General features: G+C 62.4%; 21 protein-coding genes and 1 pseudogene. 3 read left to right on the top strand and 19 right to left on the bottom strand.

From position 1 onward, the window contains the following. From trbG to EV679_RS16050, 17 genes and pseudogenes are all read right to left on the bottom strand, one after another. A complete protein-coding gene (trbG, locus tag EV679_RS16130; RefSeq protein ID WP_130487771.1) occupies positions 1-1,005 on the bottom strand; it encodes a P-type conjugative transfer protein TrbG in 1,005 nt (334 codons plus the stop codon). Then, entirely contained in the window at positions 1,002-1,706 is a 705-nt protein-coding gene (gene trbF, locus EV679_RS16125) for a conjugal transfer protein TrbF (RefSeq protein ID WP_130487770.1), read from the bottom strand. Before trbF ends, trbG begins: the two co-directional genes overlap by 4 nt. Positions 1,707-1,723: 17 nt before the next feature. Next, a complete protein-coding gene (gene trbL / locus EV679_RS16120; protein WP_130487769.1) occupies positions 1,724-3,103 on the bottom strand; it encodes a P-type conjugative transfer protein TrbL in 1,380 nt (459 codons plus the stop codon). Between the two features lie 12 nt (positions 3,104-3,115). Beyond that, entirely contained in the window at positions 3,116-3,853 is a 738-nt protein-coding gene (gene trbJ, locus EV679_RS16115) for a P-type conjugative transfer protein TrbJ (protein ID WP_130487768.1), read from the bottom strand. Beyond that, positions 3,850-6,300: a conjugal transfer protein TrbE gene (gene trbE / locus EV679_RS16110; RefSeq protein WP_130487767.1), complete on the bottom strand. Its 2,451-nt coding sequence runs from the start codon at positions 6,298-6,300 to the stop codon at positions 3,850-3,852. The genes trbJ and trbE overlap by 4 nt, the downstream gene beginning before the upstream one ends. A gap of 12 nt (positions 6,301-6,312) precedes the next feature. Beyond that, positions 6,313-6,582: a VirB3 family type IV secretion system protein gene (locus tag EV679_RS16105; RefSeq protein ID WP_130487766.1), complete on the bottom strand. Its 270-nt coding sequence runs from the start codon at positions 6,580-6,582 to the stop codon at positions 6,313-6,315. Continuing rightward, positions 6,579-6,947, bottom strand: a complete 369-nt coding sequence (locus EV679_RS16100) for a TrbC/VirB2 family type IV secretion system protein (RefSeq protein ID WP_130487765.1) — start codon at positions 6,945-6,947, stop codon at positions 6,579-6,581. Before EV679_RS16100 ends, EV679_RS16105 begins: the two co-directional genes overlap by 4 nt. After that, positions 6,944-7,986 (bottom strand): annotated as a pseudogene (trbB, locus tag EV679_RS16095) (P-type conjugative transfer ATPase TrbB). The gene EV679_RS16100 and the pseudogene trbB overlap by 4 nt, the downstream one beginning before the upstream one ends. Continuing rightward, on the bottom strand, positions 7,983-8,447 hold the full coding sequence (locus EV679_RS16090; protein ID WP_021018500.1) for a ribbon-helix-helix protein, CopG family: 465 nt from the start codon (positions 8,445-8,447) through the stop codon (positions 7,983-7,985). The pseudogene trbB and the gene EV679_RS16090 overlap by 4 nt, the downstream one beginning before the upstream one ends. Further along, complete coding sequence (locus EV679_RS16085) at positions 8,444-10,438, bottom strand: conjugal transfer protein TraG (RefSeq protein ID WP_130487764.1); 1,995 nt, start codon at positions 10,436-10,438, stop codon at positions 8,444-8,446. The genes EV679_RS16090 and EV679_RS16085 overlap by 4 nt, the downstream gene beginning before the upstream one ends. Before the next feature lie 233 nt (positions 10,439-10,671). Further along, positions 10,672-10,947 (bottom strand): EexN family lipoprotein, encoded by a 276-nt coding sequence (locus EV679_RS16080; protein ID WP_130487763.1) that lies wholly within the window; start codon positions 10,945-10,947, stop codon positions 10,672-10,674. Further along, positions 10,944-11,885, bottom strand: a complete 942-nt coding sequence (locus EV679_RS16075; protein ID WP_130487762.1) for a LysR family transcriptional regulator — start codon at positions 11,883-11,885, stop codon at positions 10,944-10,946. Before EV679_RS16075 ends, EV679_RS16080 begins: the two co-directional genes overlap by 4 nt. Positions 11,886-11,897: 12 nt before the next feature. Beyond that, positions 11,898-13,094: an MFS transporter gene (locus EV679_RS16070; protein WP_278043813.1), complete on the bottom strand. Its 1,197-nt coding sequence runs from the start codon at positions 13,092-13,094 to the stop codon at positions 11,898-11,900. Positions 13,095-13,124: 30 nt separating this feature from the next. Continuing rightward, positions 13,125-13,616, bottom strand: a complete 492-nt coding sequence (locus EV679_RS16065) for a hypothetical protein (protein ID WP_130487760.1) — start codon at positions 13,614-13,616, stop codon at positions 13,125-13,127. After that, on the bottom strand, positions 13,613-14,875 hold the full coding sequence (locus EV679_RS16060) for an MFS transporter (RefSeq protein ID WP_130487759.1): 1,263 nt from the start codon (positions 14,873-14,875) through the stop codon (positions 13,613-13,615). The genes EV679_RS16065 and EV679_RS16060 overlap by 4 nt, the downstream gene beginning before the upstream one ends. Further along, entirely contained in the window at positions 14,872-15,900 is a 1,029-nt protein-coding gene (locus tag EV679_RS16055; RefSeq protein ID WP_130487758.1) for a class I SAM-dependent methyltransferase, read from the bottom strand. Before EV679_RS16055 ends, EV679_RS16060 begins: the two co-directional genes overlap by 4 nt. A gap of 11 nt (positions 15,901-15,911) precedes the next feature. Next, the gene (locus EV679_RS16050; protein ID WP_242611512.1) at positions 15,912-17,936 is read right to left on the bottom strand and encodes a TonB-dependent receptor; all 2,025 of its coding nucleotides are present in this window, start codon (positions 17,934-17,936) and stop codon (positions 15,912-15,914) included. 174 nt (positions 17,937-18,110) lie between these two features. On the opposite strand from EV679_RS16050, the gene EV679_RS16045 reads away from it, so the two are divergent. Then, positions 18,111-19,094: a helix-turn-helix transcriptional regulator gene (locus EV679_RS16045; protein ID WP_130487757.1), complete on the top strand. Its 984-nt coding sequence runs from the start codon at positions 18,111-18,113 to the stop codon at positions 19,092-19,094. Here the strand turns inward: EV679_RS16045 and EV679_RS16040 are convergent. Together EV679_RS16040 and EV679_RS16035 are read right to left on the bottom strand one after the other, a co-directional pair. Continuing rightward, positions 19,053-19,928 (bottom strand): LysR family transcriptional regulator, encoded by an 876-nt coding sequence (locus tag EV679_RS16040; protein ID WP_130487756.1) that lies wholly within the window; start codon positions 19,926-19,928, stop codon positions 19,053-19,055. The two genes, EV679_RS16045 and EV679_RS16040, sit on opposite strands and share 42 nt — an antisense overlap. Before the next feature lie 12 nt (positions 19,929-19,940). Further along, a complete protein-coding gene (locus EV679_RS16035; RefSeq protein ID WP_130487755.1) occupies positions 19,941-21,434 on the bottom strand; it encodes an efflux transporter outer membrane subunit in 1,494 nt (497 codons plus the stop codon). A gap of 240 nt (positions 21,435-21,674) precedes the next feature. Between EV679_RS16035 and EV679_RS16030 the strand changes: the two genes are divergently transcribed. Together EV679_RS16030 and EV679_RS16025 are read left to right on the top strand one after the other, a co-directional pair. Then, positions 21,675-22,277, top strand: a complete 603-nt coding sequence (locus EV679_RS16030; RefSeq protein WP_130487754.1) for a TetR/AcrR family transcriptional regulator — start codon at positions 21,675-21,677, stop codon at positions 22,275-22,277. A gap of 114 nt (positions 22,278-22,391) precedes the next feature. Continuing rightward, entirely contained in the window at positions 22,392-23,237 is an 846-nt protein-coding gene (locus tag EV679_RS16025) for a MipA/OmpV family protein (RefSeq protein ID WP_130487753.1), read from the top strand. Positions 23,238-23,254 lie beyond the last annotated feature (17 nt).

The raw sequence follows: 23,254 nt of genomic DNA, 5'->3' as shown, positions 1-23,254 counted from the left end.
TCAGTTCCTCCGCGCCACGCCATCCGTGCGTTCGATCCGCACCACGTCGCCGTCATCACCGCCCAGGCGCAGTTCGGCCGCGCCGAACAACCGATCGACGATGTAGTACGGCGAGCGGAAACGGTAGTTCACCAGTTGCCCATCGCCCTGCGCGCCGATGACGAACAAGGGCGGCAGCTCACCTTGGGCGATACCCGGCGGGAACTGGATATAGACCTTCTCGCCGTCATCGAAAGCGCGCAGCGGCTTCCACGGCGGATTGCTGCCCGACACCGCGTAGCGGAAACGGATCTTCTCCAGCGAGAGGCCGGTATCGACCGGCGCGGCGGCGCTGGCAGCCTGCGCCTGGCGTTGCAAGGCCAGCATCCGATCCTTGGGATAGTCCCAGGACACCGATGCCATCCATGCCTTGTCGGTCGAAGTCAGTTCCAGCAGGTACGTCCTGCGGCTGGTGGTGATGACCAGATTGGTCTTCAACCCAGAACGAATAGGCTTGACCAACACATTGACTCGCAGATCGGCCCCGCTGCCGCTGGACGTGTCGCCCACGATCCAGCGCACCGTGTCACCCGCAGCGACCGTTACCAGTTCCTCGCCGGGCTGGAGCGCGATCACCGTCACACGGCCCACGGACGCATAGATCTGGTACAGCGCGCCGTCGGTGAATGGCCAGACCTGGATTGCATTGACATAGCCCTCTCGGGTCGGCGCGATACGCGCTTCGGCATTGGCACGCGAGACGCGCACCTTCTCGTCGGCAGGCTCCGGCACAGCCGGGGCCGGATCGACTGCCGGCAACGGTTTCAACTGGGCGGGCAGCGCCAAGGGCTCGGGAACCGCCACGACTTCGATGGGCTTGGGCGGCTCGGGCAATGGCTGGGCCTGCACCGGTTCATCGAGCGAGATTACCGGCGGCGGTTTGCCCTGCGTAGCGCAGCCCGCAAACAGTAAAGTCGATGCCAGCAGAATCACCGGCAATGCGGTTTTACGGAAACGTGCATTCATGGCTTCACTCCTTCAGAAGAATCCAGTTCACGGCTCCACGACAGGCCATTGACGTAGATGCCCAGCGGATTGCGGCGCAGGCGTTCTTCAGTGCGTGGGGTCTGCTGCACGATGGACACCACCGCCGTCCATCGTTCCAGCCCAGCAGCAGCGCCATTGACGTAGCGGCGTTCTGTCCAGCGGACGTTGAACGACGTGTCGCTGGCGCGAACCACGCTGGTGATCTGCACCGTGACCGACTCCTTGCCGATGCGGGCGAACGGATCATTAGTGCGGGCGTAGTCGTTAAGCACCGCCGCGCCCCGATCGGTGGCGTAGTCGTAGGCATCGAGCCAGTTCTGGCGCACGACGATAGGGTCGATGGACAGTGAGCGCACCAGCGTCACGAAACGCGCAATGTGGTGCGCCGTCTGCGCATCAGTGGGCCGGTATGGCGTCGCCGCTTCACCCACAGTGCGCACCTGACCGGACTGATCGACCTCGATGACATAGGGCGTGACGATGGACTGGGCTGATCGCCATACCAGGCCGCCAGCCATCAGCAGCGCGAGCACCAGGCAGCCAAAGGCCATCAGCCGCCAGTTCTTCGCCTGCACGCGGGCCGAGCCGATACGCTCATCCCAGACTTGGGCAGCGGCTTGATACGGGGTGGCAGGCTGCGGCGTATCGGCATAGCGCACCTGCGGTCGTTTGAATCGCATGGGGTTCTCCTTGAAAGTCAGCTATCGGAATCGCGCAGGCTCGGGCCTTGGCCCGAACCGCCACCGTCGCCACCGCGCAGCGTGTGCGCGGCGGTCGTGGTGGCCTGTGTGAGTTGTTGTCGGCGATGCAGGCGTTTGGCCCAGCCGGGTTGTTCTTGCTTCTGAGAACTGGCTTCGCCAGAGGCGGCCTGCCCGGAAGCGGCAGCGCCACTACCTGAGCCGCCATCTGTGCCAGAGCCTTGCCTGCCTGCCTTGAAAGGTGCAGTCGTCTTCGCTGCCGCTGACTTGATGCCTGCACTGGCGCGTTGCCCAGCCGCTTGCGCACCACTCTTGGCAACATTGCCCAATCCCGCCATCGCGCCTTTGGCACCGCCGCCCGCAGCAGCGGAACCGGCCTGAAATGCCGACTTCGCGCTGCCAGCCGCTGAGGTGGCGGCCCGCGCACCAGCACCCGCGAGCTTGGCCGCCGCCGGTGCCATCCTTGCCCCGGCCATCACGGCACCACCTACCCCGGTGGCAGCAGCCCCCACGGCAACTGCCGCGCCGGCAGCGCCAAGGGCCGCACCGGCCATGGCACCTGCGCCCAACTGCGGCGCACCCGACACCAGCCCGGTCGCGATACCCGGTCCGAAGATTCCCAGCGCCAGCAGCGTCAGTGCGGCCAACATGATGACCAGCGCATGGTCAATCGAGGGCTCGGCTGGATGTACCTGGAACTGGGCAAACAGTCCTGAGCCGATGCCCACGATCACGGCCAGCACCAGCACCTTGATGCCCGACGACACCACATTGCCCAGCACCTTTTCGGCCAGAAAGCTGGTCTTGTTCCACAGCGCGAACGGCACCAGCACGAAACCCGCGAGCGTGGTCAGCTTGAACTCGATCAGGGTGATGAAGAGCTGGATCGCCAACACGAAGAAGCACAGGATCACCATCGCCCAGGCCAAAAACATGACTACGATGGGCGTCATGTTCACGAACACTTCGGGGAAACCCGCCATGTCGCTGATCTGGTCAAGCAGCGGCGCAGCCGCGTCAATGCCTGTTTTGGCCAGTCGGCCCGGCTGAAGAAAGTTCTCCATCGTCAGGGTCGAGCCGGATGCGGTCAGACCCAGTCCGGCAAAGGAGCGGAACACGATGCCGGCCAGCCAGTTGAAGTTGTTGAGGATGTAGGCGAAGGCACCGACGTAGAGCACCTTGCGCAGCAGCTTAGCGATCACGTCCTCGCCCTGGCCGGTGGCGTGGCTCATCGCCCAGTACAGCCCGGCAATCGTCATGTCGATGACGATCAGCGTGGCGGTCAGGAATGCCACTTCGCCCTGCAGCAGCCCAAAGCCCGAGTCGATGTAGCGCGAGAAGGTATCGAGGAAGCGATCAATGACCGTCACGTTGTTCATGGCAGTTCCTCGTCAGTTCCCGTAGAAATTCACGCGCTCAGGCGTGTACGGCGTGCCGCTGCCCAGAAAGCGCCGGGTCACCTCACGCCCGCGTTCCACAGCCGCTGCCTGCCGCGCCAGTTCCAGCGAGGCCGCTCGGTCTTGCGTGATCTGGAGTTGCTGGGCCTGGATGGACTGCTTGGCCTGCAAGGCCAGAAGCTGGTTCGTCGCCTGCATGGCTTGCAGCGCACCTGTGGCCGACTGGCTCTGACTCACGAGGTCGGCCAGCGCGCTTTCGTCTTGCGTCAGGCTCTGCGACACCTGCGCCTGCATCCGCATCGCGGTGTGCAGGCCGTTCAGGGTGTTCTTCCAGCGCTCCTGCGCATCGCGCAGCATCTGGTCGCCGCTGATGGTGGCGGCATACTGCTCCGGGTACAGGCGCGAGAACGTGGCATCCATGTTCTGCACATCAAAAGCCAGCCCTTGCGCCTCGGCGATCAAGCGTTCGGTGGTGGCGAGCGTCGAGCGCAGCCGGTTGACGATGTTGAAGTCGAGATTCGCCAGGTTGCGCGCCTGGTTCATCAACATCTGCGCTTCGTTCTGAAGCTGGTTGATCTGGTTGTTGATCTGCTCCAACGTGCGAACGGCGGTCAGCGTGTTCTGCACGAAGTTGGACGGGTCAAACACGGTGAGCGCGGATGCGGGCTGCACTGCCAGCAGCGACACCGATAGCACGGCGGCGAGCGAAACGGAAAGCACACGGGTCTTCATGGCAGGTTCTCCTGTCGTGGTTGGGAAAGGAAAGAAGCCGCCGCCGGCGAGGACGGCAGCAGGTCGGCGGCCCAATCGAGGCCGCGATGACGCAGCCACGCGCCGGCGAAGCCGGGAGCGCCGGCCTGCATCAGCACGCGGTCAATGTCGCGTTGGTTTTGCTGTGTGGATGCGCCCGCGAAGGCGAGCGCGGCCGGCCCCAGGTCGAGGTCGAACAGGCGATTGCCTAGACGCGATTGGTAGTAGTAATCGCGCTTGGGCTGCGCTGTGGCGACGATTTTGATTTGTCGGCTGTTGAGGCCGAAGCCTTCGTAGATTGTGCGAATCTGCGGTTCGGTCGCCTGCGGGTTAGGGAGGAAAATCCGACTGGAGCAGCTTTCGATCACCGCCGGGGCAATGCTCGAATCTTTGATGTCGGCCAGCGATTGCGTGGCGAAGATGACGCTGACGTTCTTCTTGCGCAGCGTCTTCAGCCACTGGCGGATGCGGGCGGCGAACACAGGGTCATCGAGGAACAACCAGGCTTCATCGAGGATCAGCAGCGTGGGCGCGCCGTCGAAGCGTTCATCGAAGCGGGCGAACAGGTAGCCCAGCACGGCCAGCACCGCTGCCTTGCTGGGCATCAGCTCTTCCATCTCGAAGCACTGCACACTGCCGGAACCCAGGCGGTCGGCATCGGCATCCAGCAGCTTGCCGTGGGCTCCACCTAGCACATAGGGCGACAACGCCTGCCGCAGCGCGTTCGATTGCAGCAGAACCGATAGCCCGGTCATCGTGCGCTGCTCCACGGGCGCACCGGCAAGACTCCCCAGCGCCGACCAGATGGCGGATTTCTCGTCCGGGCCGATCGCCACTCCTTCGTGCAGCAAGCGGCCTTCCACCCATTCGGCAGCCCAGGTGCGGTAACCCTCCTGGTCAATACGGGCAAGTGGCTGGAACGCAATCGCTCCGTCATTGCCCAGGTCGTAGTGTTCGCCCCCCAGGCCCAGCACCGTCGCCCGCATGGATCGTCCCATGTCGAAGGCGAATATGCGCGAGCCACCATAGCGGCGGAACTGCAAGGCCAACATCGCCAGCAGCACGGACTTGCCCATGCCGGTCGGGCCGGCGACCAGCGTGTGCCCCACGTCGCCGATGTGCGTCACCAGCCGGAACGGCGTCGCGCCATCGGTGCGGGTGACGATCAGCGGCGGGCCGTCGAGGTGGGCGTTCTTCTCCGGCCCGGCCCACACGGCGGATACCGGCATCATGTGCGCCAGGTTCAGCGTCGAGACAATAGGCTGGCGCACGTTGGCATAGGCATTGCCCGGTATGGACGACAGCCACGCATCCACGGCGTTGAGCGTTTCGGGGATGGTGACGAAGCCACGCCCCTGAATCACGCGCTCCACCATGCGCAGCTTTTCGTCGGCCACGGCCGGGTCAGCATCGAGCACCGTCACCGTGGCGGTGAGGTAGCCGAAGGCGACCTGATCGCTGCCCAGCTCCTGCAAGGCGGCGTCCGCGTCGGCCGCCTTGTTGCTGGCATCCGTATCCACAAGCTGCGATTCCTGCTGGAAGATGGTCTCTCGCAGCAGCGCGATGACGTTCTTGCGCTTGGCGAACCACTGGCGGCGCAGGCGGCCCAGCTCTTTTTCCGCCTCGGCTTTGTCGAGGCAGACGAACCGGGTTGACCAGCGATAGGCAAAGCCCAGGCGGTTGAGATCGTCCAGCAGGCCCGGCCAGGTCGAGGTCGGGAAGCCTCGCACGGATACCACGCGCAGATGCTGGTCGCCCAGCATGGGCGCGAGGCCGCCGACCAGGGCGGAATCGGCCAGCAGCGCGTCAAGGTGGAAAGGCACTTCCGGTACGGCGATCCGGTAGCGCCGCGTCGAAACCGTGGCGTGCAGGTAGGTCAGCGTCTGCGAGTCATCGAGCCAGCCGATTTCCGGCATCAAACCGTCGAGCAGGTCGAACACCCGATCCGTTTCCGCGACAAAGGCATCGAGCCGACCGCGCCAGTCCACGCCATCTCCCGGCGCGTGCTCGTAGAGCAGCTTGGCCGCACGGGCGCGGGATTCTTCGGGCGGCAGGTAGGCCAGCGTCAGGTGGTAGCTGCTTTCGTAGTGGTTGCCCGATTCCTCGAAGGCGGCGCGGCGCTCCTCGTCCACCAGCCACGACAGCGGTTCGGGGAAGTCGGAATGCGGATAGTCCGCCGCTGGCTGGCGCTCGGCTTCCACGAACAGCGCCCAGCCCGAACCCAGCCGGCGCAGCGCGTTGTTCAGCCGCGCCGTGGTGGCGATCAGTTCGCCTTGCGTGGCACTGTCCAGATCCGGCCCGCGAAAGCGCGCCGTGCGCTGAAAGCTGCCGTCCTTGTTCAAGACGACACCCGGTGCGATCAGTCCGGCCCAGGGCAGCCAGTCGGCCAGCAAGGCGGGCCGCTGGCGGTATTCGGCAAGGTTCAGCATGTCGGCATCCCCCTACACGTCCAGCAGCGGCTTGTGCTTGATGTGCCGGGCGAAGACCTGCATGAACTGCGGATCGACGCGCGCGCCCCAGACCGCCAGCGAATGGCCGACGATCCAGAGCACGACACCGGGAATCCAGAGTTGCAGGCCCAGCCCGACGGCTGCGGCCAGCGTGCCGTTGGCAATCGCCACGGTGCGCGGCGCTCCGCCCATCAAGAGCGGTTCGGTCAGCGAGCGATGCAGCGGCACTTCAAAGCCCGGAAGATCGGTGGCCGTACTCATACGACGGCCCCACCGGAGAAGCTGAAGAACGACAGGAAGAAGGAAGACGCCGCAAAAGCAATGGACAGGCCAAACACGATCTGGATCAGCTTGCGGAAACCGCCACTGGTATCGCCGAAGGCCAGCGCCAGGCCCGTCGAAATAATGATGATGACCGCGACAATGCGCGCCACCGGCCCCTGGATGGATTCGAGGATGGATTGCAGCGGGCCTTCCCACGGCATCGAGGAACCTGCGGCCTGCGCCGTTCCGGCCAGGAGCAGCAACAGCGCAGCCAGCAGCAATCCTTGCCCCGCAGGACGGGCCAGGATGATCAAGCGGGAAAGCGGATTTACAGAAAAACGGAAAGCATCAACGTGCGTCATGGCAGTTCTCCAGAGTGGTAAGGGGACGGGGAAGAAAGCGGCGGCAGCTCGGGAAACGGCGTTTCCAGCGCATCCGCCAGCCGGTAGCCCACGCCGTCGAAGCCGACGACACGGGAAATGGTTTCGACGCAGCGCTTTCGGCCACGCCCTGCGATGTGGATCACCACATTGACCGCCTCGGCGATTAGCGCACGCGGCGGGTTCACCGCCACTTCGAGAATCAACTGTTCGAGGCGTAGTAGTGCGCCCAGCGCGGAACCAGCGTGGATGGTGGCGATGCCGCCCGGATGGCCGGTGCCCCACACCTTCACCAAGTCCAGGGCTTCACCGCCGCGCACCTCGCCGACGATCACGCGGTCGGGGCGCAGGCGCATCGTGGCGCGCACCAGCTCGGTCATGGACACGACGCCCGCGCGGGTGCGCAGCGGCACATGGTCACGGGCGGCGCATTGCAGTTCGATGGTGTCTTCGAGCACCAGCACGCGGTCTCCGGTGGCGGCGATTTCTGCGAGCAAGGCATTGGCGAGCGTGGTTTTGCCGCTGCTCGTCGCCCCGGCGATCAGGATGTTCTGGCGCTCGCGCACCGCGCGGCGCAGGAACTCGGCCTGCGCGGTGGTCAGGATGCCGTCGGCGACGTAGCGATCCAGGCCGATGATGTTCACGGCGCGCTTGCGCAGCGCGAAGGCCGGGCCAGGCGCAGCCGGCGGCAAGATGCCCTCGAACCGCTCGCCGGTTTCGGGTAGCTCGGCGGTCAGCAGCGGCTGCCGCGATGCACCTCTGCGCCGACGTGCGCGGCCACCAGGCGAATGATGCGTTCGCCATCGTCTTCGGACAGTTCCACGCCCAGCGGCGTGCGGCCCGATGACAGCCGATCCACCCAAAGGGTACGATCGGGGTTGAGCATGATTTCCACCACGTCGGGATCGGCCAGCGCGCTGGCGATGACCGGCCCCATAGCCGTGCGCAGCATCTGGATGCGGCGATCCAGCGAAGCCGCGGTGGCTGAGCGTTCGGGCGGGGTCTGCGGAACGGCGCTCACGAGGCACGCTCCTGCGCTTCGGCTAGCGCCGCCGCGTCGTCCATCCGCACCGGGTCGGGATGCAGTTCCTCCACCACGTCCCGCACCAGGCTGCGGCCGCGCAGCAAGTGGCGGCCCAACTGTTCAACGAACTGCTCGAAGCGCGCCCGGCCCTGGGCGCGGGCCGCGTCCTGATGGGCTTCGGGCACTGGCGTGCTGACGGTCAGGAAGTAGCGGATGAACAGCGCCAGCGTTTCGATCTGGATGTTCTGGTCGCGCTCCATGCGTTCGGCCTGGCGCGACAGGCGATCCAGCCGCTTGGCAATGGCCGCCTCGCGCTGGTCGCCTGCATCGGGCGACAGCCACGATGCGAGCGCCGCTGCGACGATGGACGACTTGGACACGCCTTTCTTGGCGGCCAGTTCTTCGAGACGCTTGGCGTGCTCGGGTTGGATGAACAGATTGAGGCGGTATTGGCTCATAAGTCGATTCCGTCGTTGGGGTCGAGGGAAGCCAGCCGGGCCGTGCGCTGCATGGCCGGATCGAGCTGACTGGGAAGTGGCAACAGGTCGTCGTCATCGAGCAATGACAGATCGCTGGCCGAGTGCTCCGGTTCGGGGTCGTAGGCGACGGATTCGGACAGTTCGGGTTGGCGGCGGGGGCCACCGTCATCGTTTGAAGGCATATCCGCCAGACCATCACTCGCAGCCGTGACCGGCATGGCAGGAATCGCCAGCCCGCTCCAGTCGTCAGGGCGCGCAGGCGGCACATCGGCATAACGGCCTGCCGCCACCACAGGCGGTGGCAACACCCGTTGCTTGAAATTGGCGTCGGCGTAGTAGCGCAGCTTCTTCGCCTTGATCGGCGCGACGCTGGACACCATCACCACGGCTTCGTCGGTCGGAAGCTGCATCACTTCGCCCGGCGTCAGCAGCGGGCGGGCCGTCTCCTGCCGCGACACCATCAGATGCCCGAGCCACGGCGCGAGCCGGTGGCCCGCGTAGTTGCGCTGCGCGCGCAGTTCGGTAGCCGTGCCCAGCGTCTCGGAGATCCGTTTGGCCGTGCGTTCGTCATTGGTCGCGAACGTCACGCGCACATGGCAGTTGTCCAGAATCGAATGGTTCTGGCCGTAGGCTTTGTCGATCTGGTTGAGCGACTGCGCGATAAGAAAGCTGCGGATGCCGTAGCCCGCCATGAAGGCCAAGGCTGTCTCGAAGAAGTCGAGTCGGCCCAACGCCGGGAACTCGTCGAGCATCAGCAGCAGCTTGTGGCGGCGCTCGATGCCGTCGCTCCCGTCGAGCGATTCGGTGAGCCGCCGGCCGATCTGGTTGAGGATCAGGCGAATGAGCGGTTTGGTGCGGGAAATGTCCGAGGGTGGCACCACCAGATAGAGGGACACCGGATGTTCGGAAGCGATCAGGTCGGCGATGCGCCAGTCGCAGCGCGAAGTGACTTCCGCCACGGTCGGGTCGCGGTATAGGCCGAGGAACGACATGGCCGTGGACAGCACGCCCGAACGCTCGTTATCCGATTTGTTCAAGACTTCACGCGCAGCGGAGGCAACAACCGGGTGCGGTGCATCGCCCAGGTGCTTCGTGGTCATCATCCGGTGCAAGGTCAGCTCGAACGGGCTGGCCGGATCGGACAGGAAGTTGGCGACGCCGCGCAGCGTCTTGTCTTCACCCGCGTACAGCACATGCAGGATCGCCCCGACCAGCAGCGCGTGACTGGTTTTCTCCCAATGGTTTCGCTTCTCCAGCGCGCCTTCGGGGTCAACGAGAATGTCCGCGATGTTCTGCACGTCGCGCACTTCATGCGCGCCGCGCCGAACCTCCAGCAGCGGGTTGTAGGCCGCCGACTTCGCATCGGTGGGGTTGAACAGCAGGCAATGCGAGAAGCGCGAGCGCCAGCCTGCGGTGATCTGCCAGTTCTCGCCTTTAATGTCGTGAATGACCGCTGACGCGGGCCACGAAAGCAGCGTGGGCACTACCAGGCCGACGCCTTTACCGCTACGGGTCGGCGCAAAGGTCAGGACGTGTTCCGGGCCTTCATGGCGCAGGTAATCGTTGCGATACTTGCCGAGGAAGACGCCGGCCGGCTGCGTCAACCCGGCCTTGCGAATGTCATCCGCTTCGGCCCAGCGCGCCGAACCGTAGGTGGTGACGAGACGCGATTGCCGCGAGCGCCACACCGACATGGCGATGGCGACGACCACGGCCACCAGACCGCTGCCGCCCGCGATGGCGCCGCCTATGTCGAAGACGTGCGGCGCGTAGGCATCGAAGAAGAACCACCACTCGAACAGCTTCCACGGGTAATAAACCGGCGTGCCGTACAAGTCGAACCAAGGCGAGCCCAGGCGTAGCTGATAGCCCAAGGCGGCGGCTGTCCATTGCGTGGCACCCCACACGCCGGCGATCACGATGCCGAATACGGCGGCGATCTGCCCGAACAACACCCCTTGAGCTTGCATACCCTGGCCTCCAATTTCTCCTGCGCTGATTCCTCATGGAAAGGCGGCACAAGCGCGTGCCGCAGGCGTCAGGATCGGTGCCGGGTCAGTGCCGGTCAAAGACCGTTATCGGGAGAAAAGTCGAGAAAAAGGCATGAATTCGCGCAGGGGGAAGCGCGATAAAAACGCCGCAAGCGAAGGCGCATTGCGGCGTAGCGAGCAAGAAAAACAAGATTTTTACAAACGGCCAGCAATCAGAACTTCGGCGGCGTTTCCGGTGGGGTATAAGGCACGTTACCGTCACCGAAGAAACGCTTGTTGGTCGCCTCGGCCACGCGGTTGCACAGCACCTCACCCATGGTCGGGCGCTCGGTCTTGCATTGACGGCGCAACTCCCTCAAACGCTCGGGGTTGGACGCCAGTTCTTCCACGCTCGGCACCTCCGGCTGATTCACAGGGGGCTTGGGTGCTTCCGATTGGCCGCAAGCTGTCAGCAGCGCGGCAAGAAACAGCAAAGTGGGTTTACTCATGGTTCGATGCCTCCCGGTTTATTGGTTTGATCCTGTGCTGCATCTTCAAGCGCAACCGCGTCGGCGGTTTGCACCCGCTGAATGAATCTGGCCAGCGTTTCCGATGGCTCGCCCTCCGGGCGCAGCAGGTAGGTGGTGATCATGTGCGCATGTCCGGCCAAGGGACGAGCGACCACGCCCGGTTCACGGCTGGAGGTGATATGCGCCTTGCTGGTCAGCCCAAGCGCCATGCCTGCCGATACCAGCACCATCATCAGGTCACAGGATGCCACCCGTTCGGCCACCATTGGCTCCGTAGCGGCTTGCCGCAACACACGTTCGACATGCCTGGCGTGCCCCTCGCACACATGCGGATCACACAGCACCAGGGGATAGCGCAGCACCTCATCCAGCGGGATGCGCTTGTGGCTGAGAATGGGATGCCGCGCTGGCACCGCCACCATCAGCGGGTCATGCCAAACCGGCTCGGCCACGATACCGTCGCCGACATCATCGCTTTGGGCAAAGCCCACATCGAACAGGTCATCGTGCAGCCCCCTGATCTGCTGCGACAGCGGCAGCTCGAACAGGCGGATTTCTACATCCGGTTCTTCCTCGCGGGAACGCGCCAGCAAGGCAGGAAAGCGCGAAGGCGTAATCCCATCGGATAGTGCTACCCGCAATTGCCGATGAAAGCCGTTGGCCGCTGCCGTCACGCTCTCGCGGGCCTGCTGCAAGGCGGTGAATACACGCGGCACATGCTCCAGAAACAACCGACCGGCCCGAGTCAGCCGGGTGCTGCGCGTGGTACGGGCAAACAAGGCCACGCCCAATTCCTCTTCCAGTTCCTTGATGGCCCGTGACAGCGGCGACTGCTCGATGTGCAGCTTCTCAGCCGCACGGGCGAAGTGCAGTTCCTCGGCTACGGCCAGAAAGCAACGCAAGTGCCGAAGTTCCATCGCATGCTGTCCTCAAATCTTTGCATTACGGCCCGCAGGCAAAGACACGATCAACTCAACGATCAGAATTGCCGCCAGTATCCCTATTGGGACATTCCAATTTCCCAGCTTGTGATACAACGCGCCTACCAACAAAGGCCCCACGGCTGCAATCAGATAGCCAACGGTTTGCGCCATCGCCGATACACGAGTTGCCGTCTCTACGCTCCCCGCTTTGGCCACGAACAACAAGGCTCCCAAAGCCGGACCGGCCCCTTGCCCAAAGCCCAGCAGCAAAGCCCACAGCAGGGCCGTACCAAACGGCGCGAACTGCAGGCCCAGCGTTCCTGCCAGGCACAGCAATACGGTCATCGCGATAAACACCCGCTGATCCGGCTTGCGCGCAGCCAACAAAGGCGTCACAAAGCTTCCCACCATCAAACTGACTTGCGACAGAGAAAAGATCCATGCTGCGCTTTCCTGGCTGGCACCACGATCCATCAATATGGTCGGCATCCAAGGCAGAAATACATACAGATTGAGCGCCTGCAGGCCGAAGAACAGCGTAATAGACCAAGCCATGCCGTTGCGGTAGACATTCACGGCGGGCTTCGCTGCCATGCCACCTGCGCCAAGCCCCGCAGCCTCTACTTTCTGAAAACGTAATTGCGGCAACCAGAACACCAGAGCCAATAAAGCGGGCAGCGCCCACAACCCGAGCGAATGGTAGGCCGCATCGGTATCAGCCCCCATTGCCTGGAACAAAGGAAACGAGGCACTGGCCCCCAGCACAGCACCCACGCCCAGCATCAGGGCATAGACACCCATGACCAGCCCCATGCGTGGCGGCCCGAAGCGCTTGCGTGCGAGCGCGGGCATGATCACGTTCATCACTGCAATGCCCGCACTACCCAGCACTGTCCCCAGGATTAATCCCTGTTCACCAAACCAACGCACGCCGCAGCCAAGCGCCAGCAATACCAACGCCAGCCCGAGGGCACGCTCTTCCCCGAAAGACTGGCGCAAGCGCACGCCGGGAATCGAAAACAAACCCAACAAGGCGGTAGGCAGTACCGTCACAAGCAGCGTCGAGCTGAAATCCAGTTCCAGGTTACGCAGCAACGGCCCCAGCGTGGAAAAGATCAGCCGCAGATTCAGGGACACGAGAACAAAGCCGACCCATAGCCAAACTGTAGCTGTCGCGCCTATGGTTTTTGCTGTCTCGGGCATTGGTTTGAGAGTGGATTGCATAGTTTTCCCTTACCTCCCGCTGAGCGAGGCGATCATTTGCTGACTGCGTACCAGCGCTCTGATCAACGCAGCCTCGCTATTGGCGATGCCAAAATTCTGTGTCATCAGAGGTCGTAGCCATGAGATGGCATCCTCGACGCTGCAAAACGCATGTGCAGGCACACCGAACAATCGTTCGGCCTGCATTCGCTGCGCTTGATCCAGAACATCCTCAGGCAGCACCAGCGCCATTCCAAGCATGTGTTGCCGGATAAGATCGCCATGCTCGGCGAGCCAGGCTTTTCGTGCCTGAGCCGCGCCTGGGGGATGAGCATAGGCATCACGATCCAGCAGAACACGCAATATCGCAAAGCGTTCACCTCGACCGAGCCATGCACGCCAGTTCGCCGCATCATCCAGCATGTCCTCCAACCGAGGACTCCCGCTCGAAAACGTCATGCCGAGCGGCCAGCAGGAGGCGTCGTACACAGATCTCTTTTGTTGGTCGCCCGTGGTACTCATGACTGACCCTTGAGGCGTTCGTCGCGGTGGATGAAGATACGATCACGGCTGCGCCACGCCAGCAGGCATACCAGCCCCAGCGCGATCGCCAGACCAGCCAGTAATCCGCCGTAACCGAACCGATCCAGCAAAATTCCGGCCAACAGAGGCGCTGTGGTCCGAGAAGCTATAAAGAGGCTGGATTGCAAACCATAGTCCAGTGCAGCCAGATGCTGGCGTGCGTGATTCATCATCAAACCGAACAACAGACCCGAGGTCATCCCCATGGCCAGCGCCAAGGCCAGAGCCGTCGCCATCAAGGCAGTCTTGCCCCATCCACAACTCACCACCAGGGCCAGCGCAATCATCACCAGCAGATTCAGTGCAGCGAACGTGGGCAAGGCTGCTTTGGCACCCATGGCCTTGATGACCGGCCCAGCCAGCATGCTGGCAATAGCGGCCACCACGCCACCGCCCACGCCAATGCTCCAGGCGATCTGTTCCTGCGCAAAACCGTGATCCAGCATCAACGGTTTCAGGTAAACCCAGGCAGCGCCGATGGCCGGGAAGTAGAACAGCAGCAGTAATGTCCATACGCGGTGTTCGGAGGTGCGGAAATAGCCGATCCACTCCCTTAAGCCCGCACGGGATGCCTTGCCACGAAACGGCTCGTCCTCACCGCCGCCATCTATTGCCAGCCAACGCAACAACAAGATGCTGGGCAGAATGCTGGCCGCAAACATGGCGAAGGGCCATGCCCAACCCAGACGCGCATGCAGCACCAGCATCACCCCGCCACCCACGATGGCAGCCAACGATGCGGCAACCGAGCGGATCGCACCGGCGCGGATGCGTTCGGATTCGGGAAGCAGCCTGATCGCCAATGCGTTGACCGGTACATCGAACCAGGTGCCCAGCAGGCTTGCCAGCATGGCCAGCGCAAACAGCAGCGCATAGGGCGTATCGGCAAGATCATTCACTGCCAACAGCACCAGCGCTGCTGCGTACAGCACACCCAACAAGACACCCCAGTTTCTGTAGCTGGCAGCGCCCAACCGCCAGCGATCGACAGGCGTGGCGAGGACGAACTTGAGCATGGCGGGCAAGCCCGCCAGTTGGAGAAGGCCGATTTCTGTGCCGCTCCAGCCATGCTGGCGCATCACCAGTGGCAGGCCCACGAACAGGTAGATGATGGGTGCAGTCAGCACCAAGTTGAGCCAGCCGATCAGCAACTGCTGCGGCCACCAGGAGCGCGGTGCGGGTATCGTTGCCGTGCTCATGGGCGCCTCCCCATGTGCAGGCAGACCGGTGCCATCGGGAAATCGACGCGCCCCAGTGACTGGATGTCGGTCAAGCCCTCATCGGCCATCATCCGGGCGATGTCTCCCGGACGCGGCAGCAGGTTGCCGCGCAGCGCCACCGTGCCGTAGAACGGCAGCACACGCGCCGCCACTGCGGGGTCGTCGCTCTGCTCAGCGTGCGCCATCAACAGCAGGCCACCGGGATTCAAGGCCTCGCTGGCCTTGCGCACCAGCGCATGCGGATCGCGCAGGAAATGCAGGACTGCAGAACACCAGATTAGGTCGTAGCCGCTGCCGATACCATCCGTGTTCAGGTCGCAGCCCTGCGCCAGGAGCCGATCAGCCAACCCGGCCGACTGGATATTTTCCTGCGCCACCTCGGCAGTTTCCGGCTGGTCGCATACAACGCCCTGCCAACCCGGCAGACGTTGCGCCAATGCAATACCGACATGGCCGGGGCCACCTCCCAGGTCAAGCAGGCGACCCGTTTCAGGCAGGGGCGGCAAGGTATCCAGCAGGCGCAGCACCGCCGGTACGGTCACGGCGATCTGCTCCTGCCCGATCTGCTCGCGAGCAGCCTGCGCCCAGCTTCCTTTGGGTGCTGCCTGGCCCTGCGGATCAAAGCCGTGGCGCAGCAGCGTTTCCCATTGCCCGGCGAAACGCGCCAGGAAACGGGCGCGATACAGCCAGCCCTGTGCGCAGTTCTCGCTGGATCCATCGACGAAGTGGCGTAATGCCATCGGTGAGGTGACGTAGCGCGGCTCGTCGGGTACATCGGCAGGTACCTGCCGTGACAACAGATCCAGACTCCAGAGCAGATCCAGCCATACCGAAGTTGCAGCCTTGTCCAGTTGCAGGTCTTTCGCTACGGCTGCTGCATCGGCAGGCCGACGCAGCCGATCGAACAGCCCCAGGAGCAATGCCTGTTCCAGCGCCTGGGTTTGGATGGGCGCAGCCGCAATATTCCAGAACGGCTGCAAAGGGTGCGGTGTAAGAAAGTCCATTACCCTTTTCCTCACATCCGCCAGGTCAGGCGCATGCCCACTTCGCGGGGCGGGCTGTAGACCGTGACAAAGCCATTCTGGTAACCGACGGCATCGTAGGTCTTGTTCGCGGCGTTGTTCACATACGCGGCGATTTCCCAGTTGCCCTGCTGGTATCCGGCCACCAGGTCGATCAAGCCATAGCCATTGCGCTTGTAGCTGTTGGCCGCATCCAGATAGACCTTGCTGGTGCCACGCACCTGGGCCTGCGCGTACCAGCCTTGTGGCGCGTCATAGCGGATGCCGAGATAGCCTGTCAGATCAGGTGCAAACGGGTTTCGCTTGCCGGAGTAGTTCGCAGCACCGTCGATGAAGCGGTCAAAGCGCGTGCGGTTCCATGCCAGGCCGCCCTTGAGCTGCCAGCCATGGCCCAGCAAGTAGTCCACATCCAGTTCGATGCCCTTGGACTGCGCCGTCGCGGCACTGGTGATGTACATGACACCCGGCATGGGCATCTGCATCACCTGCATATCCTTGATATCCATGAAGTAGGCTGCCACCGAGTAGCGCAGCCGCTTGTCAATCGCCCAGCCCTTGAAGCCCATTTCATAAGACCAGTTCTTCTCTGGCTCGAAGGCGGCATAGTTGGTTGCAGCCGACAGCGCGTTGAATCCACCAGTGCGGATGCCCCGGCTCGCACTGACATACCACTGGTGCTCGGGGGCGAACTGGTACTGGAGAGCCAGTTTTGGTGAGAAATGGGTCCAATCCCGATCCTGTTTCAATGCCCCTTGAGGGGCGATCTCCACCTTGCTGCGCTCGACACGCGCACCGGCGGAAAGGCTCCATGTGTCATTCAGCGGAACATTCCAGTGCGTGAACAGCGCCACCGTACGGCTCTTCTGATCGGCGCGAAGGTCTTCCAGCATCATCATGCGGCGACCCACGTTCTGTAGATCGTTATCGCTGCGGTCCGCGTAGATGCCAGCAAGCCAGTCGGTCGTTCCCAGCTTGCCTTCCAGCCGGAACTCTTGCGATACGGTGCGCAACCGGTGATTGCGGCGGATGTGCATGATGTCCGCCGCCATGAAGTCCGTATCCTGCTGGATGTCGTCGGTGAAATCGCTCCATGCCGTGATCGACCGCAGTCGCAGGCCAGAACCGAAAGTGTGCGAGGCATCCAGCGACAGCGACTGCCCTTCGGATCGGTTCCAGCTCGGTGTACCTGATGCCACCTGCTTGCGGGGTGCGGTGAGCGAGCCCCACAGTGCCGCGCCATCGTCGTAGTCCTGACGGGCATAACGCAGCACCAGATCAGTGGCGGCAGTGGGCGTCCAGCGCAGACCCAACTTCAGGTTGCGCCGCTCGCGGTCATCTTCTTTACCGCCAGAATGGATGTTGTTGATGAACCCATCCTGTTTCAGCCATGACCCTGAGATGCTGGCGTACAGCTTGTCCTCCACCAGTGGACGGCTCAGCGAGAAGCGAACGCCCCGCTTGTCACGGCTGCCAAGATCAGCGGAGACGCTGGCGCGTGGCGTGTTGTCCATCGGCAGGCTGTGGATCGCGATCACCCCAGCCTCGGCATTGCGTCCATAGAGGGAGGACTGCGGCCCGCGCAGTACTTCGATGCGATCCACGTCCAGCATCGCATCATCGAAGCCCTGCGCGGTATGTGTCGGCACGCCATCGACCAGCAACAGCGTTGACGTCGAGAAGGTGTTGAAGTTGGCCGTCAGCCCACGCATGACAGGCGAGTTCAGCCCCGCCTGGCCGAATGGTTGGAATGACAGGCCCGGTATCCGACCCTCCAACTGCTCCATGCCGACGATGCCGGATTGTTCGAGATCCAGGCCGTCGATCACCGCCACACTGGCAGGCACCTTCTCCAGTGCGCGTTCAGTCTTGTCGGCAGTGATGGTAATGGCAGGCAGTTCCGCAACAGTGGCGTCTGCCATCGACGCAGAAGCGCCCTCGGCGCTTGCCACGGCAGGCAACACCAGTATCGGCATTGCAAGCAGGATGGCGCGGTGTAGTGCGCAAAACTTGTAATCCATGAGATGACCCAATCAAAAAAAGCAAATGAATAGGCGTCAGTTCGCCTTTGGGTCACTATAATTTTTAATCGCAAATAGGTATCATTTGATATTTAGGCGTTCCGGATTTTTTCTTTGGCATTTCGGAGTCACGCCATCTCCCGGCAAGGAGAAAGTTGGCACGAAGGAGATGGCATGATCTATCGAATCCATACGGCAGACATTTCCAGCCCGATACCGCTCGGTCAAGGTATCTGGCTACGCTCGCAACTGCCCACGGAACTGGGCGACTGCATGAACGACATGTGCCAACTCGACGACGGCCTCGCTGTGGCCTATGCCAACTATCGACCTCGGCATGACCTGCTGGAACACAGCAACATGGAGAGGGAAAACCGCTCGCTGACCGTCACCGTGGCGCTGGAAGGTGAATCCAGCACGTTGGGCGAGAATGGGCAGCGCTTCGATTTCATCGCCGGTCACAGCACCGTGGCTGCTTTCTCAAGCGTACGCGGGGAACGTCGCTTTCCTGCCGAGCGTGAAATCCGCCAACTGCGCCTGATTGCCCAAGAGTCCCTGTTGCGTCGCTATGGGCTGGCCCACCTGCTCGATGGAGTGGGCAACGACCACTCTGCACGCCATATCTTCTTCGGCAAGCATGGCGCTGGAACCCAGCGCCTGGCGCAGTCACTGGTGCATCTTCATGGCCGAGATGCAGGATTGCTGGATATTCAAATAGCCGCTCTCAGCTTGTTGGCCGCACAAACCCGTACATTTCTCCCTTCAACGCCAGTCAAAGGTCGGCTGCGTGGCGACGATCAGGATCGGATACTGCGCGTGCGCGACATCCTGATGCACCAGCACGATCGGCAATTGACGATTGCTTACCTGTGCGCCACCGCAGGCATCAACGAATTCAAGCTCAAGCAAGGCTTCCGGGAGATGTTCGACACCAGCCCGCATCGCATGCTCATGGACATCCGCATGAAGAAAGCCTGGGAACTGCTGGAGACAGGTCTGTATGTCTCGACTGTGGCTTACAGGGTCGGCTACGAACACCTGTCCAGTTTCAGCGCAGCATTCGAGCGCTACTACGGTCGCACACCCAAGTCCGTCGCCAAGACCAAACTGGCAAACCTATCTTCGGGCTCGCTCGATGAAGCGCACCAAGGTATGTGATGGCACGCGATCAAGGTGTAGCAGATAGGTGGTCAGCGGTGGCTGAGCACCGGCTAACTGGCGAGCCACAACACCAGGTTCACGACTGGCGGCAATCTGCGATGCGCCCGCCAGCCCTAGCGCGAAACCGGCGGATACCAGCGTCATCATCAAGTCGAAGGATGTGACCTGTTCCGCCGTCAACGGTTCGACATCCACTGTGCGCAATACACGCGCCACTTGGCGAGCATAGCCTTCGCATGCAACCGGGTCACACATCACCAGTGGATAACGCAGGACTTCTTCCAATGGAATACGCTTATGGCTCAGAATCGGATGCCGTGCAGGCACTGCCACCGCCAAGGGATCGTGCCAAACCGGCACGGCCAGAATGCCATCTCCCACTTCATTGCTCTGGGCAAAGCCAACGTCGTACAGATCTTCGTGCAGCCCTTTGATCTGCTGCGCCAACGGCACCTCGAATAAACGGATATCGACTTCGGGTTCGTCCTGACGGCACTGCGCCAAGAGCGCTGGCAGCCGCGCAGGCGTCATCCCATCGGACAAGGCAATGCGCAACTGGGCATGAAATCCGTTAGCTGCCGCCGTAACACTGCCACGGGCCTGATCCAAGGCTGCAAATACGCGCGGCACGTGTTCCAGAAACAGCTTGCCTGCACGGGTTATTCGAGTGCTACGTGTGGTGCGCGCAAAAAGCACCACTCCCAGCTCTTCTTCCAATTCCTTGATGGCACGCGACAGGGGCGACTGCTCGATGTGCAGGCGCTCTGCCGCACGAGCGAAATGCAGTTCTTCAGCGACGGCCAGGAAGCATCGAAGGTGGCGCAATTCCATGATGCTGTCCTTTCATATGCCAGCGTGCATGGGTTGTGCTGCACGCAGGCTGGCGCCTCCTACTGCCTTGTGCAGTGCAACCACAGCCAAGGCCTGTTGCTCGACCACTTCCACGCCTGCCAGTTCTGCACCACGCAAGACAATGGCTGCCTCCAGCCTGTCGGAAAGCGAAGTGATGCCACGCCGATTCAGCATGTCTGCATGGGAATCTGCACGTTGTGCTGCTTGCAGGCGAACGGACTCCTCGTTCATCCGGCGGCGTTGTGTCTCGATGGCATTGAGTGCATTTTCGGTTTCTTCGATGCCTTCGAGTACGGCCAGCCGATAGCTTTCAATGGTCGCCGCCAATACGGCTTCACGCGCATTCACCACAGCGCGGCGCGCGCCCCAATCCAACAAGGGGATCTGAATCGAAAGCCCGGCGAGCGCCTGCGAGGTTCGGCCCGGCAGCGCGTTCCCGACCAGGTTGCCCGTGGCCTGCAAGGCACCGGTCAAGCTCAGGCGTGGGTAGAGGTCGGCCACCGCAACATCCAGCTCCGCTGCGGCCTGCGTTACAGCGTGTTCGGCGCGCCGAATGTCCGGTCGTACTCGCAACAGGTCGGCAGGCAATATCGGCAGCGCCAGCAACCTGGCCTGTGGTTGGGAGACAGCCTGCAAAAGTGCGTCATTGACGACCGATTCCCCGGTCAGCACCGCGATCCGTTGCACGGCCTGACCAATGAGCAAGCCTTGCGTATGCAACTGCCCAGCGGTATCGGCTGCGATCGTCAAACTGCGATCCACGTCCAGGTCGCTTCCTATTCCTGCATCACGCCGCTCACGCGCCAGTGCGACCAGACGATTCTGGGCTTCTATATTCGCTGTCAACAGCGCTTGGCGTTGCTGCGCGGCTCGCAGTTCGACATAGGTTCGCACCACCTCGGCAACCACTGACACACGGGCCATCTCCGCTTCGGCTTCGGCACCTTCGGCTGCCGCCCGTGCCGCCGTGACTCCGGCAGAGGCCCGTCCGAACAGGTCAATTTCCCACGCTGCATCGAACCCGGCCTGCCAATTGCCGCTGGCGCGTCCTTCTTCGCGCAGCAGCAGGCCGTCTGGAGACAGCTCACTGCGCTGAAGGTCAATGTTGCCCGGGCCGGAGAGTCGCTGCTGCCGCTGTCCGCTAGCACCGGCAGTAATCTGCGGGCGTTGCTGTGCGATCGCAGGTCGGACCAGAGAGCGCGCCGCGCGCAAACGATGTCCGGCCTGCGCCAAGTTCAGATTCGACCCCAGCGTCTGCGCCACCAGCGCATCGAGCACCGGATCGTTGAATGCACTCCACCATGTGGCCGGGTCCGCACCTGGGGCGGTGGTCAGCACACCGCGATTGCGCCAATCAGCCGCTACGGGCTGCGCCGCATCGGGCAACGGCCCCAGGGTGACGCAGCCACTCAATAGCGCAACGGCCATGAACAAGGATGTACGTCGAAACACGCCGCGCAACGAGAAAGGGGGTGGATAGCTCATAGGTGAGTCCTTGGTTACGGAATTGCTTGACACGTTTTAGATTGATCACAATAATAGATCGACTACTTAGTCTAGTAAAGATAAATGATGATCCAAGGTAGTTGCGGTGATGCGTGATTCCGCCCGAATGACGACTCCCAGCGGCACCTTGCACGGTGTTGATCCTCGCCGCGAGCATGGCCTATGTCGGCCAGCGACAAGCGAAATCAGCACTGGCCCCGAACATGAAGGAGTAATGCAATGCGCAAGATCGACCCCGAAAAACAGGAGGCCAAGCGCCGCCATATCCTCGATGCCGCCGTGGCCTGCTTTGCCCGCAAGGGTTTCCATGGCACCTCGACCAACGAGATTTGCGCTGCCGCCGGGATGAGTCCGGGCAACCTGTTCCACTACTACCCGAACAAGTCGGCCTTGATCGCCGCCATTGCCGAGGAAGATCGCAACGAAATGAATGCGCGTTTCGCTCGCCTGGCCGATGAGGATGATGCGATCACCGCCATCGAAACCTTAGCGATTGAATTGCTGGAACAGTCGGCCGATCCAGTCTATGCACGCATCAGCGTCGAGATTGCTGCCGAGACGATGAGTAATTCGGAGATCGGCAGCCTGTTTGCCGAGAACGAAGCACAGATCAAGGCCGACTTGGCGGCGCTGTTGCAACGAGGTATCGCCAAGGGCCAGATCGACCCCGCAATCCAGCCGGAGCTTGCGGCCACATGGCTGATTGCCTTGGCCGATGGTGCTGTAGGCCGTGCACTGATGGACCCGGACTTCAAAGCCAGCACGCATACCCCTGTACTGCTGCGCATGGTGCGTCGTTTCCTGGAACCACCTGCTGGTTAAGCGACTGAATGCGCCTTCCAGCGCTTTCCCTCGACTGCTCGATTCTTCCTCCGGCACCTGACTGACAGGCGGCCGTAGGCCCCGCTTTGTCTGTCAAAACCGAAGGAACCATTCATGAGTACGTTTTTCTCTTTCTCTCTACGCCCCACACGCACCCGCAAACTGCTGGCGACCACCCTGGTAACGACCGGCTGCATTGCAACGACGGCCGCCCACGCACAGGACGTCCCTGCCACGCCCAGCCTGTTCGGCGAAAAAACCGAGGTCATCGTCGGCCTGGGTGCAGGTGTGATGCCACGCTATCTGGGAGCCAAGGACACAAAGGTGGTGCCGGTGCCGACGGTGGCGGTGTATCGCGGCATTTTCTTTGCCGACAGCGTGCGCGGGTTGGGTGCCGAATACATGACCGAATCCGGCTTTTACGTCAGTTCAGCACTGAGCTATGACTTCGGCCGCACCGAGAAGGACAGCGACTGGCGACCCGGCTCGAAGAAACTCGCGGGTATGGGCGAGATCAAGAGCAGCGCAGTCATTAACGTGCTTGCGGCACAACAGCTCACGTCTTGGCTGGCCGTCAATGCCGAAGCCGAGTTCCGCGTGGCGGGTCAGAGCGATCGTGGCAATCGCTATCGGCTTGGCCTGGAAAGCACCGTCTTCGACGGCGCCAAGGACACCATCACCGTGGGTATGAACGTGCATGCGGCCGATCGTGACTACAACCAGACGTACTTCGGTGTGACCCAGACACAAAGTCAGCGCAGCCGCTTCTCACAATTCACGCCGAAGTCGGGCATCTACGCCTATTCGCTGACAGCCGACTGGAGTCACGATTTCAACAAGCACTGGACGCTGTTCGCGGCCGTAAACGTCATGCAGTTTTCCGAGCCTGCCAAGAACAGTCCGCTGGTCGAAGAAAAGACCGGCATCACCGGCACCCTGATGCTGAACTACAGTTTCTGACAACTGGCTCAATGAAG

The sequence above is a fragment of the Kerstersia gyiorum genome, assembly GCF_004216755.1.
GTDB lineage: Bacteria > Pseudomonadota > Gammaproteobacteria > Burkholderiales > Burkholderiaceae_B > Kerstersia > Kerstersia gyiorum.
This window is presented reverse-complemented; position numbering and strand designations above follow the sequence as displayed.